The organism is Methylotuvimicrobium sp. KM2 (genome assembly GCF_038051925.1).
Lineage (GTDB): Bacteria > Pseudomonadota > Gammaproteobacteria > Methylococcales > Methylomonadaceae > Methylotuvimicrobium.
Genome location: NZ_CP150634.1, coordinates 2803414 through 2822429, shown reverse-complemented (window position 1 = coordinate 2822429; position 19016 = coordinate 2803414). Strand labels below are relative to the sequence as shown.

12 protein-coding genes are annotated in these 19016 nt (G+C 44.8%); 8 read left to right on the top strand and 4 right to left on the bottom strand.

What is annotated here, in order from left to right; genetic code table 11:
- Positions 1 to 6: 6 nt before the first annotated feature.
- Complete coding sequence (gene tssJ / locus WJM45_RS11845) at positions 7 to 528, bottom strand: type VI secretion system lipoprotein TssJ (protein WP_341325309.1); 522 nt, start codon at positions 526 to 528, stop codon at positions 7 to 9.
- A 309-nt stretch (positions 529 to 837) separates the two neighbouring features.
- On the opposite strand from tssJ, the gene WJM45_RS11840 reads away from it, so the two are divergent.
- The 4 genes from WJM45_RS11840 (at position 838) to WJM45_RS11825 (ending at position 6777) form a co-directional block, all read left to right on the top strand.
- A complete protein-coding gene (locus tag WJM45_RS11840) occupies positions 838 to 1677 on the top strand; it encodes a transglycosylase SLT domain-containing protein (protein ID WP_341325308.1) in 840 nt (279 codons plus the stop codon).
- A gap of 595 nt (positions 1678 to 2272) precedes the next feature.
- Positions 2273 to 2743, top strand: a complete 471-nt coding sequence (locus WJM45_RS11835) for an acyl-CoA thioesterase (protein WP_040575583.1) — start codon at positions 2273 to 2275, stop codon at positions 2741 to 2743.
- 3 nt (positions 2744 to 2746) lie between these two features.
- Positions 2747 to 4978, top strand: a complete 2232-nt coding sequence (parC, locus tag WJM45_RS11830; RefSeq protein ID WP_341325307.1) for a DNA topoisomerase IV subunit A — start codon at positions 2747 to 2749, stop codon at positions 4976 to 4978.
- A gap of 782 nt (positions 4979 to 5760) precedes the next feature.
- The gene (locus WJM45_RS11825) at positions 5761 to 6777 is read left to right on the top strand and encodes an IS110 family transposase (protein WP_341325306.1); all 1017 of its coding nucleotides are present in this window, start codon (positions 5761 to 5763) and stop codon (positions 6775 to 6777) included.
- 426 nt (positions 6778 to 7203) lie between these two features.
- Here the strand turns inward: WJM45_RS11825 and folD are convergent, their stop codons facing one another.
- The 3 genes from folD to prsK all read right to left on the bottom strand — a co-directional run bounded on the left by folD (position 7204) and on the right by prsK (position 11662).
- A complete protein-coding gene (gene folD, locus WJM45_RS11820) occupies positions 7204 to 8055 on the bottom strand; it encodes a bifunctional methylenetetrahydrofolate dehydrogenase/methenyltetrahydrofolate cyclohydrolase FolD (RefSeq protein ID WP_341325305.1) in 852 nt (283 codons plus the stop codon).
- Between the two features lie 101 nt (positions 8056 to 8156).
- On the bottom strand, positions 8157 to 9512 hold the full coding sequence (gene prsR / locus WJM45_RS11815) for a PEP-CTERM-box response regulator transcription factor (RefSeq protein WP_341325304.1): 1356 nt from the start codon (positions 9510 to 9512) through the stop codon (positions 8157 to 8159).
- Entirely contained in the window at positions 9509 to 11662 is a 2154-nt protein-coding gene (gene prsK, locus WJM45_RS11810; protein ID WP_341325303.1) for an XrtA/PEP-CTERM system histidine kinase PrsK, read from the bottom strand. The genes prsR and prsK overlap by 4 nt, the downstream gene beginning before the upstream one ends.
- 411 nt (positions 11663 to 12073) lie before the next feature.
- Here prsK and WJM45_RS11805 point away from each other — a divergent pair, with 411 nt between their 5' ends.
- From WJM45_RS11805 to WJM45_RS11790, 4 genes are all read left to right on the top strand, one after another.
- Positions 12074 to 14476, top strand: coding sequence for a tetratricopeptide repeat protein (locus WJM45_RS11805; RefSeq protein ID WP_341325302.1), 2403 nt, complete (start codon positions 12074 to 12076; stop codon positions 14474 to 14476).
- Positions 14477 to 15222: 746 nt separating this feature from the next.
- The gene (locus WJM45_RS11800; protein ID WP_341325301.1) at positions 15223 to 15948 is read left to right on the top strand and encodes a polysaccharide biosynthesis/export family protein; all 726 of its coding nucleotides are present in this window, start codon (positions 15223 to 15225) and stop codon (positions 15946 to 15948) included.
- 89 nt (positions 15949 to 16037) lie between these two features.
- Entirely contained in the window at positions 16038 to 17555 is a 1518-nt protein-coding gene (locus WJM45_RS11795) for an XrtA system polysaccharide chain length determinant (protein ID WP_341325300.1), read from the top strand.
- Positions 17556 to 18104: 549 nt separating this feature from the next.
- Positions 18105 to 19010: an XrtA-associated tyrosine autokinase gene (locus WJM45_RS11790; protein WP_341325299.1), complete on the top strand. Its 906-nt coding sequence runs from the start codon at positions 18105 to 18107 to the stop codon at positions 19008 to 19010.
- Positions 19011 to 19016 lie beyond the last annotated feature (6 nt).

Genomic DNA, 19016 nt, shown 5'->3' with positions numbered 1-19016 from the left:
TTGTTTTTAATCGGCAGTTTTTGTATTCAGTGTCACAGTATATTGATCGAAATTAAGAGTAACCTTATTTGTTTGATTGGGGACGATCTTCATCGATGCTTTCCATTGTGCGGTGTCGAGGTTGCGAAATGCCGCGAAGATAGCCAAATAACGAGCTTCAGGTTTGCTTTCCAAGCTTAAATTCCGGTTTGTATCAGGTTGAAGTTCCAGTTCCTTGCGAAAAATAATGTCTTGGCCCAACAGTGCCACGTCATTGTCGTAGATTGCGAAAAAGTCGCTGGTATTGAATTTATCTATGGCCTCGAATTGGTATATTCTAACGACCAACGGCGATGCGCGGCCTTCAATATCGGGATTTAGAAGTTTGCCGGCTTTTAGTTTTAGCTCCAGTATCGTGGGGTCAGGTGTCGGTGCAATTACCTCCTCCTTGGTAGAGCATGCAGTAGTGTTGAGTAGTAATGCGCTTAATAATAAGATTCGCCATTGCGTGTTTAGGCGTGAGAGATCAATTCTATTGATTTTATTCATGATTTTGTATTGATTATTCAAGCCTAGATAGGCGCCATGCACTGATTACTTTTGAAGTCTAGCTGCAATTTTATAATTCGGTCAACTTTCGAGTTATTCATGAAGCCGTTCTGAGTTTTCGGAGTGTTCCCGGTGTTATATTTGTTTCATCTCAGTTTTCGGCATTGGCACTAAGAGTAATGTCGGAATTTTTTACAGTTATCCAGCCAAACAAATTGTGTGATTGTTATAAGTCATAGGAAAATAATGAATATTATTTTATGGCTTTAAAATTGCTTGTCATAATGTTATGCAAAACGAGAGATTGACATGAGCTGGCTATTAAGGCTGTTTGCCGTAATTGTATTTTTTTCCTCGCCTTTATTTGCAGCCGAAGTTGCGGACGATCATCCTAGCGGAATTCGTAAAATGGCGATGGTTTACGAACACGGCCGCGGCGTGAAAAAGAATTATCGGAAAGCTTACGAATTGTATTGTAAGGCGGCATTAATGTCTGATGTCGAATCGGCTTACCATTTGGGTTTTATTCATTTCAATGGCCGAGGGGTGTCGAGAAATTTATCGGTAGCGCTTTATTGGTTCAGGTTGGCGGCAAAAGCGGGAGATCCCTATGCCAGGCGCATGGTGATCAAATTTAAAGATATTAAACCGACGAAGGATTCCCGCTGTCGCCGCCCTGAGCCAGAATTAACGATAACGGTCGAGCAGCATGTAAATCCCAATCGTCAAATCGTTAAGTCGTGGGTCGAAAAAATTGCTCCGAATTACGGTATCGATCCTGAGTTGGTAATGGCGGTTATTCAGGCCGAATCCGCCTTTAATCCCGGCGCGTTATCGAACAAAAATGCTCAAGGATTGATGCAATTGATTCCTGCAACCGCCGAGAGATTCGGTGTCAAAGATACTTTTAATCCTATTCAGAACATCAAGGGCGGTACGGCTTATCTGCATTGGCTGATGCGCCATTTTAACGGCAATGTGGAGTGGGTATTGGCGGCTTACAATGCGGGAGAGGGCGCCGTCGAACGATATAAAGGAGTTCCTCCTTATCGAGAAACGCAAAATTACGTTAAAACGATACTAAAGAAATATCCTAATAAAACACATCCTATTCCGGGTGAACAGCCGCAACAAATAGATGCTTCATGAAACTTTTCATGTGATTTACTATTACTATTCCCTCGCTGTTTCCCAGATTCTGCTTGGGAAACGATTCCGCAAGCTCCGCTTGCCGTCACGGGAAGCAGAGCTTCCGGGGCTGCCTTCCCAAGCCGAGCTTGGGAAGGAGCGAAAACTGCTGAATTTAATAATTGTTTCAAAATAATTACCTGGTTTTATCGGCCAGTATCAGGTAACGCTTCCAGAAGACGCCGTGAATATATCCCTATAGGCTTGGGCGCGGCGTCCATGCCGCGCACACTTCTTCCAGCGTTACCTGATACTAGCCAAATCGGGAAATAAATTTTGGACACTTACTTAGGATAATCCAAAAACTCTACAGTTTCCTTCTCGGCGAGCATCCGCCGGTCTCCTTCCGTCCTTCCACGAGCTTCACTTGAATCTGCAGCTTTTCTCCGTCTCGTGGCGCAATCATTCTTGAAACCGGTTAAAATAAGCCGTTTGTTAGCCTTTCATTCGAATTGGAATACGAATCGATAAGATTTGTTTGGTCGAAAAGGCGTTATAAAACCACTCCGGAAAACATGTGAATCAATCGAAAAAACAACAAGAGAAAACATTGCAGATGGCTGTTTTGATGACGCCGGATATGGCCAACTTTTCCGGTGTCGTGCATGGCGGTTCGTTATTAAAACTGCTCGATCAGGCCGCTTATGCTTGTGCGGCCCGGTATAGTAAAAATTACGTTGTAACGGCATCGTTAGATCAAGTTTTTTTTAAGGAAAAAATTCAGGTTGGCGAGTTGGTGACTTTATCTGCACATGTCAATTATGTCGGGCGCTCTTCAATGGAAATCGGCATCAAAGTGGTTGCCGAGAATTTACGCACGCAAGAAAAAAGACACACCAATTCGTCTTACTTTACGATGGTGGCGGTCGATGAAAATGGCAAACCGGTGCCCGTTCCGCCCTTGACCATAGAAAGTGAATTGGAACAAAAACTATACGATGCCGCGTTGATGCGCAAAAAAATGCGTCAGGAAATCATGGAAAAACATATGGCACTACATGTCGACTTACCAAAGGACGATCTTTAATTTATGGGTATTCAGGAAAACTTCGAACAACTTCCGCTAAAAAATTTTACCGAAAAGGCATATCTCGATTATTCGATGTATGTGATTTTGGACCGTGCCTTACCGCATATCGGCGATGGACTTAAGCCGGTGCAGCGGCGCATCGTTTATGCAATGTCGGAGCTGGGGCTGACTGCGGCGGCGAAATATAAGAAATCGGCGCGAACGGTCGGCGACGTACTCGGTAAATATCATCCGCATGGCGATTCCGCATGTTACGAGGCAATGGTGCTGATGGCGCAAGATTTTTCATATCGCTATCCGTTGATCGACGGCCAGGGGAACTGGGGTTCGCCAGACGATCCGAAATCGTTTGCCGCGATGCGCTATACCGAATCGCGTTTGACGCCTTACGCGCAAACCTTGCTAAGCGAATTGGGGCAGGGGACCGTCGATTGGACCGATAACTTTGACGGTACGATGAAGGAACCGGTATTGTTACCGGCACGTTTACCGAATGTATTGTTGAACGGCACGATGGGTATCGCGGTAGGCATGGCGACCGATATTCCGCCGCATAATCTAAGAGAAGTGGCCGCGGCATGCGTGCAATTGCTCGATGACCCCGATACGCCGTTGGAAAGGTTGTTCGACCATATCAAAGGTCCTGATTATCCCACTCACGCCGAGATCATTACTCCCGTCGAAGAGTTACGAAAGATGTACGCTTGCGGTAACGGTTCGGTCAAAATGCGTGCTCGTTATGAACTGGAGGACGGTAATATCGTTATTACCGCCCTGCCGCATCAAGTGTCCGGAGCCAAATTGCTCGAACAAATCGCGGCGCAAATGAATGCGAAAAAACTGCCGATGATCGATGATTTGCGCGACGAATCCGATCATGAAAATCCGACGCGTTTGGTCGTGATGCCGAAATCCAAACGCATCGATGTCGAAGCGGTGATGTCGCATTTGTTCGCGACGACCGATTTAGAGAAAAATTTTCGCGTAAATTTAAATATGATCGGCCTAGACGGTCGGCCGCAAGTCAAAAATCTTAGAACAATATTGACCGAATGGCTGATCTTCCGAACCGAAACGGTTAGACGCAGGTTGCAATACCGGTTAGACAAGGTCTTGGCTCGTTTGCATATCCTCGAGGGATTATTGATCGCCTATCTGAATATCGACGAAGTCATTGCGATTATTCGGTACGAGGACAAGCCGAAACCGGTGCTGATGGAGCGCTTCGGCATCAGCGATCTTCAGGCCGAAGCGATCTTGGAATTGAAGTTGCGGCATTTGGCTAAATTGGAGGAAATGAAAATTAAAGGCGAGCAAGCAGAGCTCGAAAAAGAGCGGCAAGCCCTGGAAAAAACCTTGGGTTCGAAAGCTTTGCTTAACCGATTGATAAAAAAAGAAATTCAAGTCGATGCCGAAAAGTTCGGTGACGAGCGGCGCTCGCCGATTATTGAAAGAGGTTCGGCAAAGGCGCTCGACAGCACCGAATTAATCGCGAATGAGCCGGTCACGGTAATATTGTCGCAAAAAGGCTGGATTCGTGCCGCGAAAGGTCATGACATCGATGTTGAAGGCTTGAACTATCGTTCCGGAGACGGCTTTCTGCATGCGGTCAAGACCCGCACGACTCAGCCGGTTTATGTATTGGATTCGACCGGACGCGTTTATGCAACCGCAAGTCATGACTTACCTTCGGCGCGCAGTCAAGGCGAACCGCTGACCGGTCGATTCAATCCGCCTGCAGGTTCTTTATTTATTGGTTTGCTGGCTGGCAATCCGGAAGATTGGTATGTGCTGGCCGGATCTACCGGTTACGGTTTTAGAGTGCAATTGAAGGATTTATTTAGCAAGAATAAAGCCGGTAAAACGGTCGTCACCTTACCGGTGGGCGCGAAGGCGTTGTTGCCGGTTCGAGTGTATCGCGATAGCGATTTGCTGGCGATTGCGACGCTACAGGGCAGGTTGTTGATTTTTCCGGTCAATGAATTGCCGGCTCTGACGCGGGGTAAAGGCAATAAACTGATTCAAATTCCGCCGAGCGACTTGGCCGACGGTAGTGATGCGGTCATGGCATTGGCCGTGATTTCCGAGCAAAGCGAATTGAAGCTCATTTCCGGAAAACGCACACTGACGCTAAAAGCAGCCGATATCGAGCATTACAAGGGAGTCCGAGCGAAGCGGGGATTACATTTACCGCGCGGTTTTCAGAAAGTCGACGGTTTTGTAGTCGAGTAAATTTATTATCGCCCGGAGGCGCAGGCGCGCGCGGAGTTTATTCGTTTTTTATCGTTCCCACGCAGGACCGCTCATCGTTATACATAAATTGTAGGGTACGCTACGCGTACCTCCATGCCGTTAAACGCCGAATTCCTGCCCAGATCAATCAATAAGGGCTTAGTTTTAGCATTGGTGGGGTTGCCATGGTGCGCATAGCGTACCCTACGGCGCTAGATTGCAGTGTCTTCCGGAAAGGCTATTGGTGTTTGAGTGTAGCGGCTTCGATAGTCGCGACGTAGGCGTCGCTCCCACAGCGCTTGTAACCTTTTGTGGGAGCGATCCCCTGATCGCGATTTCGAAACCGGGAGCGTTAGGTGACAACAAACGGTATCGAGGTCACATTAGCTAGGATGGTATCTACGATATGTGTATACCCTTCGTAGATCAAAATTCGGTACCCCAGCCCCTAAATTCGTAAGACTATTAACCATGACCGATGGGCTATGGAATTTAGGGGCTGGGTGAATACCTCCCTGTAGGCTCTATGCCAGCTCCATGCTGGCAAAGCCTTAGCAAGCGCCATGGATGGCGTGAATGTCGATTTTGCAGGAGCAAAAATCGACCGAACACCCCAGCGCCTCCTCTGGCACTGCCGAAATTTGAAGTACTAAAGGTATATAACGACGAGCGCAGGACCGTAGGAACCAGAAAATTTTCATCTACGATGATGATATGGACTCCTCTCACTCTGTTGGTGTCAAATAGCACCTTAGTAAAAAACAAAACAAGAGGAGTCCGAGATGAATACTAGCGTAATTGGTTTAGATATCGCAAAGAACATTTTTCATCTGTATACGTTGAATGCGGATAATAAAGTCATCAAGAAAAAACTCAAACGGGCGCAAGTCTTGACCTTCTTCGCCAATTATCCGGTCAGCACGATTGGTATCGAGGCGTGCGGCAGTAGCCATTATTGGGCTAGAGAATTAACTAAACTGGGCCATGAAGTGATGTTATTGAACGCGAAGTTTGTCAAGAGCTTCGTGGTCGGCAACAAGAATGATTTTAACGATGCCCAAGCGATTTTTGATGCGGTCGGCCGGCCCAATAAGCGGGTGGTGTCGATCAAAACCGAAGTACAGCAAGATATGCAACTGCTTCATAATCTACGCCAGGATCTGGTCAAACGACGAACTGCTGTAGTGAATCAGATTCGTGGAGCCTTGCTGGAGCGCGGCATTGCCATTCACAAAGGGGTCGATCAAGTCAGAAAACAATTGCCTGATATTTTAGAAGATGCCGAGAACGGACTGACAGCGCTGTGTCGAGAGCTGATTGCGGAGCAAGCTGAGCGGTTGAGAGAATTGGATAAGGCGATTAAGGAGCAAGACAAACGGCTGGGCAGGCTCAGTCAAGCCGATGCATTAAGCCGGCGCATGCTGGATGTTCCCGGGGTGGGTCCGATCACCGCCACGATTGTGGCATCTGATATCGGGGACGGCAAAGGCTATACCAGTAGCCGAGATTATGCGGCGAGTCTGGGCCTGGTTCCCGGGCAGCATAGCAGCGGCGATAAACCCCGCTATCTGGGGATCAGTAAACGGGGTAATCGTTATATCCGAACCAACTTAATTCATGGTGCCCGCGCGGTGGTCAAAAACTGTGCTGGCAAAACGGATCAACTCAGCCGGTGGCTGCAGTCGCTGGTCGAGCGACGCGGCTTTAACAAGGCCGCGGTTGCCCTGGCCAACAAAAACGCCCGCATCTTGTGGGCAATGACCACGAAAAATGAAGCTTATCAAGGGGCGCCTGCCTAACGCGGGCATTGGGCCGGGTTATCCACCCTTTGCCCACCGGCTCCCAGCTAGAGAAGAGAGCTCGGAGCCCGTGGACAAAGCGTGGATAACCCTGATGAGTGAGATTGATTTAACCGAGTACACAAGATTGCGGAGGCAAGTAGACAATCAGTGATGACAACAACAGGTCAGACCGGTGCTTTTACAACCCGTTATACCCATAGGTTCTTAAGAAACCGTTACGATGGTTGAGGAATAAGCGCGCGGATAGATTCATCAGGAGTCCTGAGGCAATAAAGCCTCTGTTGAGAGACCGAATATATGGCAGCAATCTTGATCTCTGTTTTGACATCATTTTTTGAAAACTTGGCTTGCAATAAACGAGGAGTCCATATATGGGTATATCATCTCCGCGTTCCATAGTGTCTCCGTGCTAGATCAAAAGAGTTAGCTATATGCCTGTTCGGCGGCGATGACGGTATTGGCGACCAGCATCGTGATCGTCATCGGACCGACGCCTCCCGGTACCGGCGTGATGTAACCGGCGACTTCCTTAACGCCTTCGAAATCGACATCGCCGACCAATTTACCGTCCTCAAGCCGGTTGATGCCGACATCGATGACAGCCGCGCCGGGTTTGACCATGTCGGCGGTGATCAAATTAGGTTTGCCGGTTGCGACGACCAGTATATCGGCCAATGATGTGAATTGCTTCAGATCACGAGTTTTCGAGGTACAAATACTGACCGTCGCATTTTTTTGCAGCAGCATCAGCGCCATCGGTTTGCCGACGATGTTACTGCGCCCGACGATGACAGCATTTTGGCCTTCTATCGGGATTTCGCAATATTCAAGCAGACATTGCACTCCGTAGGGTGTGCAGGGCGGGAATATGGTGTTGCCGGCCATTAGTGCGCCGAGGTTATACAAATGAAAGCCGTCCACGTCCTTATCGGCATCGATGGTTTCGAGAACTTTGTTGACGTCGATATGATCGGGCAGCGGCAGTTGAACCAATATGCCGTGTATTGACGGGTTGTCATTAAGGCGTTCGATAGCCGATAGCAATAACGTTTCGCTGATATCTTCGGGCAAGTCGATCAATTCGGAATAAATGCCGACTTCGTGACAGGCTTTGATTTTATTGCGCACATAGACTTGCGAGGCGGGATTGTCGCCGACAATGATGACGGCCAGGCCCGGAAGGACCCCTTTTTCTTTAAGTTGAGCTACGCGTTGTTTCCATTTTTTGCGGACGTCCAATGCGACCGCCTTACCATCGATGATTTTTGCACTCATGATTTAATTATTTATGTTGTAAATATTACCGGCAAGCATAAGGAAGAACGCGCAAGAACGCAAACCCTCCTCTGCCGGTGGGACATCGTCTTTCAATGCGATTAATCGCCCAAAACGATGTTGTATTTACCGAGCAGGGAGTAAAGCGTCGGGCGTGTAATGCCTAATAGTTTTGCCGCATTAGAAACGTTATGGTTCGAGAAATTCAGCGCTCTTTTTATCGCAAGCGTTTCGGCGGCTTCTCGAACTTCTTTTAAGTTAAGCGGCAGGGCGTCATGGTTTTCGCCGTCCATTTCGAGGTCGTTTAACGTTATCAAGGCTTCCTCCGCCATGATGACCGCGCGTTTAATTTTATTTTCCAATTGGCGAATATTTCCCGGCCATTCATAAGTTTCGATGGCTTGAGCAGCCTCTTTGGTAAATCCCTTAATCGATTTTTTATGTTGGTCGTTGAATTTTTTCAATAAGGCGGTTGCGATAATGAGCGCATCTCCTTCGCGTTCTCTGAGCGGAGGAATATTGATGGTCATTTCACTGATACGGTAATATAAGTCTTCTCTAAATGCATTTTGTTGAATCAGGTTTTGAATGTTTTGGTGGGTCGCGCAAATAATGCGAACATCGACCGGTATCTCACCGCGCCCGCCCAAGCGCTCAATGGTTCGCTCCTGAATGAAGCGTAATAATTTCGATTGCAGATTGAAGGGTAGATCGCCTATTTCGTCGAGGAAAAAAGTACCGCCGTCGGCATATTCTATTTTTCCTTTGGTTTGTTTGACGGCACCGGTGAATGCCCCTTTTTCATAACCGAATAATTCACTTTCTAATAGGTTTTCAGGAATGGCCGCGCAATTGACCGGTACGAAAGGCTTTTTAGCCCGGTCGCTGAGGTCGTGAATCGCTCTGGCGAAAACTTCTTTACCGGTTCCGCTTTCTCCGAGTAACAAAGTAGTGATTTGCATCGGAGCGATTTTTTCCACGGTTCTGGAAATCTCCTGCATTTTTTTACAGGCCGCGATAATGCCGTTTAACGGTTCATGGTTTTTTTGCTGAAGTTTTGAGTTTTCATTTTCCAGCGAGGTCAGATGAAAGGCGCGCTGAATGATCGTGTTCAAGACATCGAGATCGACCGGTTTTTGGTAAAAATCGTAGGCCCCCAATGCGATGGCTTGGAGTGCGTTGTCTCTATCGTCATTGCCGGTTACGACGATGACTTTAGTGGTTGGAGCCAGTTGCAGGATTTCTTTTAAGGTTTCGAGCCCTTCGCTGGCGTTGGTCGGATCGGGAGGCAGGCCCAAGTCAAGTGTCACGACACTCGGTTGATAACGCCTCAATGCGGTAATGGCCTCTGGTCTGTCGCCCGCTATGACGATCTGGTATTTTTCGAAGCCCCATTTGAATTGTTTTTGCAAGCCGGGATCGTCTTCCACTATGAGTAAAATACTGTCGTCGCTCATTTCTCGCCTTTTAATATTGCTTGGGTCATATCAAGTTGAACGTTCGGTTTGACGCTGGTTTGAGCCGGTTGTTTGTGCCGTTTATAAAGCGGCAAGGTGATCGTAAAAGTGGTCCCCCTACCGGGTAGGCTTTTTACATCGATCGTCCCCGACTGTTTTAAAATGTAATCTCGAGCTTCGTAAACGCCGATCCCCATACCCGCGTTGCCTTTTGTCGTATCGAAAGGCTTAAATAACCTTTCGGCAATAAACTTGTTATCCATTCCGGCGCCGCTATCGATAATTTTGATGATTGCGCTGTCAGCCGTTTGTGTTAACTCCAATTTAACAAAGCCATCGTCATCGGTTGCTTCTTGAGCATTTTGTATGAGATGCCCGAGAACGGCTGTTATTTTAGCTTGTTCGCCTTGAATTTCGCAGTCTTGGCTAATATCGGAGAGAATTTCCAAGGTCGGGCGGTTGCTTGACTGTTGTTGCGCGACGTCTTGGATGATGTGATTTAGGTTAAGTACGGCTTGGGTTTCGGCTTGGATATTGCCTTTTTTCAATTGATCGATGATGTGTTGCATTTTTGTCACGACATTTTGCAATGTATCGATGGAATCTTCAATGAATTCGGGGTTATGTTTATGTTTTTCTGCATTTTTAACTATCATCGCAACTTGAGCGATCAAATTTTTTAAATCATGCACTACGAATGCGGATAGCCTGCTGTAAGCTTCGAATTGTCGAACACGAGACAATTCGTCAAGCGTTTGGTTTAAGGCGAGGGCATTACTTAATTGGAATCCGACAGTTTTTAATAAGTCGAGATCCTCCCAGTTAAGTGCCCTGGGTACGCGCGCTTGGGTAAGAACAACGAAGGCTTCTAATGAATTTAGTCTGTACAGTGGAATAATGAGCCAAATTTTGTTGTCGTCGAAATTCCACTTCGACAAATCAATATCGTCGTACAGATCCGGATTATCATAGTATTGCACGAAATCGATGACCCATTGCTTGTCGGCTAAGAATCGAATAAAAGGTTCGTCTTTATCAAATAATTGTTCCGGTTCGAAGCCTAAGTGTTTGTGTTCGGCTAAATAAAAATCGCCTTGTTCGTTTTTTAGCCAGAGCCCTCCGCCGGAACTCTCCACTAAGTCGGCCATGGTTTTAATAATGAGCCACGCCAACTCGCTGACCGAATTTAATTGCGCGAGAGTTTTACTAAGCTTGATCCATTCTTCTCGATAATCATAGCGATATTCAAGAAAATGTTTGCTCAAATTAACTTTGACTAGCGCTCTGATTTTTCCGGAAATAAAAAGAACGATCAACAATAAAATCGCTAAAAAAATAAAGGTGAATTGGGCGACTTCCCCCCAATTGCCGCCATAGTCACGTATATAAAATCCGGCAACTGACATCAGGACTAAGTATAATCCGGAGCCGAATAAAACAGTGGTATGAAAAACGATTTTTCTTGAAACGGTCAATTCGGTGTCTTTTTCTTGTAAACGCAGCATGGAAACCGCGAGCATAGGCGCTATTATGGCATTGATAATTCCCCGTGAACTCCATATCGCCGAATCCAAAGAAAAAAACAGTAATGATTTGCTGTATAGAATAAAGTCGACTATAAACAAAGCGCCAAGACCTACGCATAAGAATTTTATCGACCAACGTTGATCGGAAAATGCGTTGCGATAAATTTGCTCAATCAGTATTAGACCGACAATCGCAAAAATGACATGGATAAATAAGCGCAAGTCCCTTTGCAGGAACTGGTTGATGGCTTGTAGCAAGCCTGAATTGACTTCGTAAAGAAAGACAAGAGTTGTGCTAAACAAGATTAACAGGACATTTTTCGATCTAAAAAAAAGCGATAAGTTTTCCCCCTTGCGTTGTTTGAAGCTTATAAAGCAAAGGAAAATCAGCCAAGCGCCATTGCGTAAAGTCTCGAAAGGTAGCGCATCGGAACTGAAATAGAACTGATCCTGCAAGGTAAACGTTGTGTAACTTAACCAAATCAAGGAAAGAGACGTTGCCAGAAAGAAGGGCAGGAAATAAGGGCTTTTTTTTATGCTTATCAATGAAAATGGAATTAACAAGGCATAACTGGTCGTAGCGGTAAGGTAATTGTAAAAGCTGTAATGTTCCAGAGTGTCCATGTTATTCGTAGCAGTCTGATAAGGTTAAGAGCCGATGTAAAATCGGCGAAATCTCAATTTCAGTGGTAAGGTTTGAGATCAAGTCTGTATTGAATGATACGGGTTTGTGCTTTAATAACCAATAGATCAAGCGCAGTTGATAAAGAGATCTGTAGCCAAGTTTGCGGTGGAAGAATGTCCGGTAGTGGCTAGGAATCGAATTTATTTGGTGTTGGGTCAATGCGGATTTTCTGTAACGCCAACGATAGCATGTAGTTGGACAGCAACAGTTGGCGCTTTTGCCGAGGATCAAAAATCGACCTAACTTCCTGGGCCCCTCTTAGGCGCTGTCGAAATTAAAAGTACGAAAGATATAAACTGTTTTTCTGCCAAACTAAAGTAACTAAAATTTCCTATGAAGGTTTAGCGACAATGCTGATAAGAATTATTAAGAATTTAACTGTTGTTTTGTGTTTTTTGCTGTTAACGGCCTGTAGTTCGCCTGAAGAAATCGCGATGGATAGCCAAGCGAAAGGAATTGAACTTTATCATCAAGGTGAATATGCGAAGGCCGAATTAGAGTTGAAAAGCGCAATTCAGCAGGATCCTACTGTCGCCGATGCTTATTACTATCTCGCGCTGGTGAATGAAAAAAATAGGAATTTTAAAAGCATGAAGGATAACTTGATTGAAGCAATCAAGTTAAAGCCTAAGAATCTAGATGCCAAACTGCGCTTAGGTAAAGTTTTATTGCTGTTGAATGAAGCCGAAACAGCACTGGATCAAGTCAAGGAAATTTTAGAGCAGGAGGCCGATAATGTGGATGCAAAAACCTTGGAGGCATCGATTCTTATCAGACAAAATAAAATGTCTGAAGCGTTGCCGATTCTGGACGAAGTGCTCAAGCAAGATCCAATGCATAATGATGCCCTGTCTCTGAAAGCGGCTTTATTGATGGAAGATCAAAATTTTGACGAGGCGCTTTCGTTGATAGAGCCGGCTATCGAGTCGGATCGCGATAATTTGTCATTGCGGTTATTGAAAATCAAAATTGATGCTCAAAATAAAGATATCGATGCAGTCATAGCGGATTATCAAGATCTCATCAGAATTTTTCCGGAAAAGGATGAACTAAAGTACGCGTTGGCTAAGATCTATTCCGCAGCTAAAAAAAATCAAGAGGCTGAACGCATTCTGACCGAATTAGTCGACCAGCGACCTAATGATATTCAACAAAAATTGATTTTATTGGGATTTATCTTTCAAACGGACAGGAACAGAACGGACGAGGTTTTACAAAGCTTTATAAAAAGCAGTCAAGAAAATCCCAAACACTTGCTGGAATTAGCTAAATGGACTTTGATGGTCAATAACGTAAGTGCTGCGAAACAGCAATTAAGAGACATTGCCGATAATAAAAAGTTTAAACCCGATGTTCGTACAGAAGCCGATTTATTATTAGCCAATATTTATTTTGAGCAAGGAGATTATAAGAATGCCTCTGAAGCGGTTCAGGCGATTTTAAATAAAAATCCAAATCAAATCGGCGCAAAAATCCTAAAATCGAAAGTTTGGATTCAAGAAGGTCAATTGGAGGAAGCATCTGCATTGCTAAATACGGTGCTATGGGACATGCCGAATTCCGATGAGGCGATCGTACTGTTGGGCGATATTTTTTTACAGCAGGGCGAGTTAGATAAAGCTCAAAAAAACTTTAAAGAAGCACTCGATATTAATCCAGCTAATTTACAAGCCTTATTTCCAGTAGTTGAAAAAGCGGTCAAGGAAAACCAACTCGACTATGCCTCTCAATTGCTGACAAAAGCATTGGCTAGGAGGCGCACTCAGGTTTCGCTATTAAATAAATTAGTGCAGATCAAGATGGTTCAAAAAGATTGGGATTCAGCCGAGAAGTTGATTACAGCGATGGAGTCGCAACCCAAATCTATATTTTTGGCTAAGTTTTTAAGAGGCAAGTTATACCAAGAGCAAGGCGACTGCAATAAAGCTATACCTTTATTCAAGGAAACCCTGGCAAGATATCCGACTCAAGCCGATAGTCTAACAGAAGTGGCCCGTTGTCATGAGATGCTGAAACAGCGCCCTAAAATGCTTGCTTATCTAAATGATTTAATTAAGCGTGGCCCGGCAAATATTTCCGCCATTGTGTTGAAAAGTAAGTTGTTGACGTTGGATCGCCAATTCGACTATGCCGTTACCTTGTTAAAAAAAGCGATAGACGATTATCCGAACTCGGTTTCGCTGTATTCTGAATTAGCTAGGGTTTATTCACAAAAAAATCAAATAAAAGATGCACTGAAAACTTATCAACTTGGCTTGGAAAACAATCCTGGGAGTCTTGAGCTTTCTATGTTGCTAGCTTCAACTTATGTCGATCAAAAAAAGTATGATGAAGCGGTTGCAATTTATCATCAAGTTATAGAAAAAAATCCAAAGCTCGATATCGCTAGGAATAATTTGGCGGCGATTTTATTGGATCATTATGGACAGGCGGATGATATCGAAAAAGCTGTGCAATTAGTCCAGCGTTTTAAGTACAGCGATCAACCCTATTTTATCGACACCTACGCATGGGCTGAATTTAAGGCTGGACGATTGAATCAGGCTTTGTCGATTTTGCAAAAGGTTATCGTTGCGGCTCCCGATGTGCCGGTGTTTAGATATCATTTGGCGTCGGTTTATCACGCTCTTGGAAATAAATCCGCAGCATTGTCGGAATTGAGGCAAGTGATGGAGCTAGCAAAATCTACTCAATTCGATCAGCTTGATGATGCGAAGCAACTAATGAGGCAGTTATCCGGGAACCGCGAATAGCATGATTATACCTATTGTTGATCAAAATTCGGCACTGGGACCCGTCAATGGCGCAGCGCCTAAATTACCCAAGACAATTAACCATGGCCAATCGGCTATGGATTAGGTGCTGGGTAAATACGTCCCTGCCAGTCCCTCACCTAGCGTTAGTTGAGGGATCCGACACCCCGGCGCCTTCTCGGGCACTACTGAAATTTCAAGTGCGAAAGATATAGACTCCTTCGCACTGGAAGAGGATTAAAGTGAAGGGTTAAAAAATCGAATTGTGGTGTGGAAAGGAATGTATAACATAGGTTTTTTCGAAGAGCGGGTGTAATGGTCGCATTTCTGTAATGCGAGTGAATTTATGGCTAGAAGGCTCTAGGAAATGACGATAGGAATAAGGTATAAATTAAAATTATGCTGTAAGTCACCTATAATTGCATGAGAAAGATGCAGATAGAATCTGGCGAGTTGTAAATTTACGAGCTATTTTATTGAAAAACATAGATTATTTGAGCGTCGAAATTGATAAGAATGAACGGAATTCATCGAGCCAGCCGCGAACTATCTGTAAACTTCAACTTCTTTAGCAATTTCTGGGTTGATTCTCTTTGTAAATAAAATAGGATTTTCATCGATTTTGACTTTATTTTTTAAGTTTGAGTCAGGATCTATTTCGGTATAAGACAAAACCGAGTGATTTTCGATGCACCATTAGAAAAGGCGCGTGTCAGATTTATTTTCAAATCTAGAGTTTAATTGGTATGACAAAAAAAATATTTATCTTATCTCTGTTCTTCTTGCTTTTGTCCGGATGCGGTTATCCTCCCTTGACAGATGAATCTGAATTGCCGCAAGACTATACCTATAGAATTGGTCCGGGAGACAGTGTGCAGATATTTGTATGGGGCTATCCGGAAATATCGACAACAGCGACCGTTCGACCCGATGGCAAGATAACCACGCCATTGATCGACGACGTCGATGCAATTGGCAGAACGCCTTCCGAATTGGCGCGTGAAATGGAAGTCATTTTGAGCGAATATGTCAGAGACCCTCAAGTTGCCATCATTGTGGGCGGTTTTCAGGGTATTTACGAACAGCAAGTAAAAATTATCATGACCGGTAGCGGCATGGGAGGAGGCATGGGCGGCGGCATGGGAGGAGGCATGGGAGGAGGTATGGGCGGCGGCATGGGAGGAGGTATGGGCGGCGGCATGGGAGGAGGTATGGGCGGCGGCATGGGAGGAAGCGGTACCGCTAGAGCCTTTCCTTATAAAAAAGGCATGACCTTGCTCGATTTAATGATACAAGTGGGCGGTCTGGGAATCTTTTCCGATGGTAATAGAGCAAGTATTATTCGAAAAATCGATGATGACGATTATCAATTCGGAGTTCGAATAGACGACTTATTAAGCAATGGCGATTTGTCGGCGAATGTTAGGATAATGCCGGGCGATATTTTGATTATTCCGGAATCCTTTTTCTAAATGGGGATAATTTTTAATAGTTGTATTCCGTATAGACTTCGCGCGAAGCATGGTTTATGTGCGGATTTATTAAGAGGTAGTGTTTAGATATGCAAGAGCAATTTGCTGAAATTCTTTATTATATAAAGGCAACATTCCGATATAAGTGGTTTATTATTGTTTCGGCCTGGCTCATTTGTCTTCCCGCTTGGTGGTATATTCTGAACCTGCCCGATAAATACTCGTCTACTGCGCGCGTTCAGGTTGATACCAGAACCATGCTGAGGCCATTATTGAGCGGCTTAGCGATACAGTCCGATGTTAGAGGCATGGTCGCGATCATGAAACAGCTGATGTTTACACGATATCATTTGGAAAAAATAGCCAACCTGGCGGGCTTGGATACGAATATAAACACCGAAAGCGAAAAGTTAGCCTTAATTAATAAGCTGAAAGAAAACATTAAGATAGATGGCGGAAAAAATGATATTTTTTCCATTAGCTATGAGACAACAGATCCGCTCGAAGCCAAACATGTCGTTCAATCCGTACTTACGGTTTTTTCGGAACAGGCGCAAAAAACAGCCTTGGATGATGCCGATTCGACACAGCGTTTTTTATTGACTCAAATTCAAGAGTACGAACAACGACTTAGAAACGCTGAAAAAGCGCGGGAAAATTTCAAACGGGCTAATGTCGGGATGCTGCCAGGACAAGGCGGCGATCAAGTCGGCCAAATACAAGAATTGAATAGAGCCATTGAAGAAGCTAGATTAGCTTTAAAAGAACTGGATTCGAGAAAGCAAGTATTACAAGAACAGTTAGTGGAAGCACAAGAAAGTGCGGAAGACGAATGGGGCTTGTCGCTCAATACTAGCAAAGCGGAAGACCCAAGGTTAACGGCCCTGATTTCCCAGCGTGATGAGTTATTGTTGAAATACACGCGTAAGCACCCAAGCGTAAAGGTTATTAACGATCAAATTAGATCCATCTTGAAACGCAAATCGCAAGAAAAAGAGGAGCTTGAAACGGAAGGTGCGACCGTGGCGCATTCCAATCCGTTCGTTCAATCCATCAAGGCATCCCTTAACGAAATCGATGCACAGATAGCATCGATTAAATCGAGAATAGAATCCCATGAACAAAAAATTGTTAGGCTCGATGATGAATTCAATCAACGATTGAACGTTGAAACGGAGATGCAGAACCTGAATAGAGACTATAGTGCGATTAAGAAAAATTACGATGCCTTGCTGCAAAGAAAAGAGCAGATGAACTTAACGGAAAAGGTTGATGCCGAGGGGACATCGTTAAGATTTAAAGTGGCCGATCCGCCTAATAAGCCATTGTCTCCATCCGGGCCTAAAAGAGCCATTCTTTATTCAGCCGCTTTAGGGGGCGGGCTAGTTGTAGGTATCGCGATCGCCTTTTTAGCGGTATTGATAAAGCCGACTTTTATTGCATCCAATCAAATCAGAACGATGACGGGGATTCCTGTTTTAGGCAGCGTCTCTATTGTTAGAAATCGTGAGCAAACGAGAAAAATGAGGATGCAAATCGTTCAATATGCGATGGCTTGCGGATTGTTAGTGACCGCTTATGCCGGAATTATGGTTTTTAAAGTCTAGAATTAGAATGCCGCAATGATATTTCTTGCTCATCAAGTTTTGACATTGCGAATGAAACGCGAGTTACATATCAAGGGCATATCTTAAAGCTGCGGCAAGTAAAGATGACTCACTGCGTCTTCTTTGTTTTTGATAGGTTTGAAATTTATTAATAATATCTGAAAGAAAGTCGCTAGTCCTTAACGCAATCAATAATATAAGTTATGTTTGTAAAATAGTTCTGAATAGTTGTCGAGACAGAGTTATACCTTTCGCACTTCAAATTTCGGCAGTGCCGGAGGAGGCCTCGGGGTGCGCGATAAAGGCTTTGCCAGCATGGAGCTGGTATAGAGCCTACGTGGACGTATTCACCCAGCACCTAAATTCCATAGCCTTTTGGCTATGCTAGCTATCTTCCATAATTTAGGTGCTGGGTTCACGGCGTCCTTTAACGGGCGCCCCGAGGCCGAATTTTCATCTATGATGAGTATATATTAATGGAAAAAGTATGATTATATCGATCCCAGGATATCTGACAGGCCACGGAATGATGAAGTTTTGGAGTAATGAATGAGTATTGAAAAGGCTTTAGAAAAAGCTAGCTTAGCCGAGAGTCTCGGTCCTGCGAAAAGGTCCAGCTCCGTTGTTGACAGTCAAACAGAAATGACGCACACCAATGATGCATTAGATGCTTTTTTCTTATCTGACGATAATAACGCCAATGCCAAAGCCCACTCCTCAAACGCTGGCGAAAAAAACATCGAACGGTTTAATTGGGAGTTTCTACACGAACACGGTTTTATCGATCCGTCCGTTGGGCACATGAAGATTGCCGAAGAATTTAGAAGCATTAAGCGGCCTATCATGTCCAATGCCCTAGGCGGCATTGAAAAAGGCATCGAGCGATCTAATCTTATTTTGGTGACAAGTAGTGTTCCAGGAGAAGGAAAAACCTTTTCCGCTATTAACTTAGCCATCAGCATTGCGGCCGAGCGCGATAAGCAAGTGTTGCTAATCGACGCGGATGTCGCAAAACCATCGGTTTCCAGGGTGTTGGGTATCAAAAGAACGCCCGGGCTCATTGAATATTTGGAAGGTAACAAGATTGATTTTTCGGATATTATTTTGCAAACTGAAATCGCCGGCCTTCGTATCGTTCCGGCTGGAAAGGCACATCAATTCTCGACCGAATTACTCGCAAGTAACAAAATGATTAACCTTTCCAGAGAGTTGAGTGAGCGTTATGCCGACCGGATCGTGATTTTCGATTCGCCGCCGTTGTTGGCGGCCACACAAGCGGAAGTTTTATCCAGCATGGTCGGTCAGGTTATTTTGGTCATCGAAGCCGAAAAAACGGCTCAAAATATTGTGATGGAAGCGGTCAAAAAATTGGAGTCCTGCGATGTGGTTCTTGCATTGTTGAACAAAACGCAAAGAAGCCTGGATATGAACTACTACGGATACGGACAATATTAATTTTTT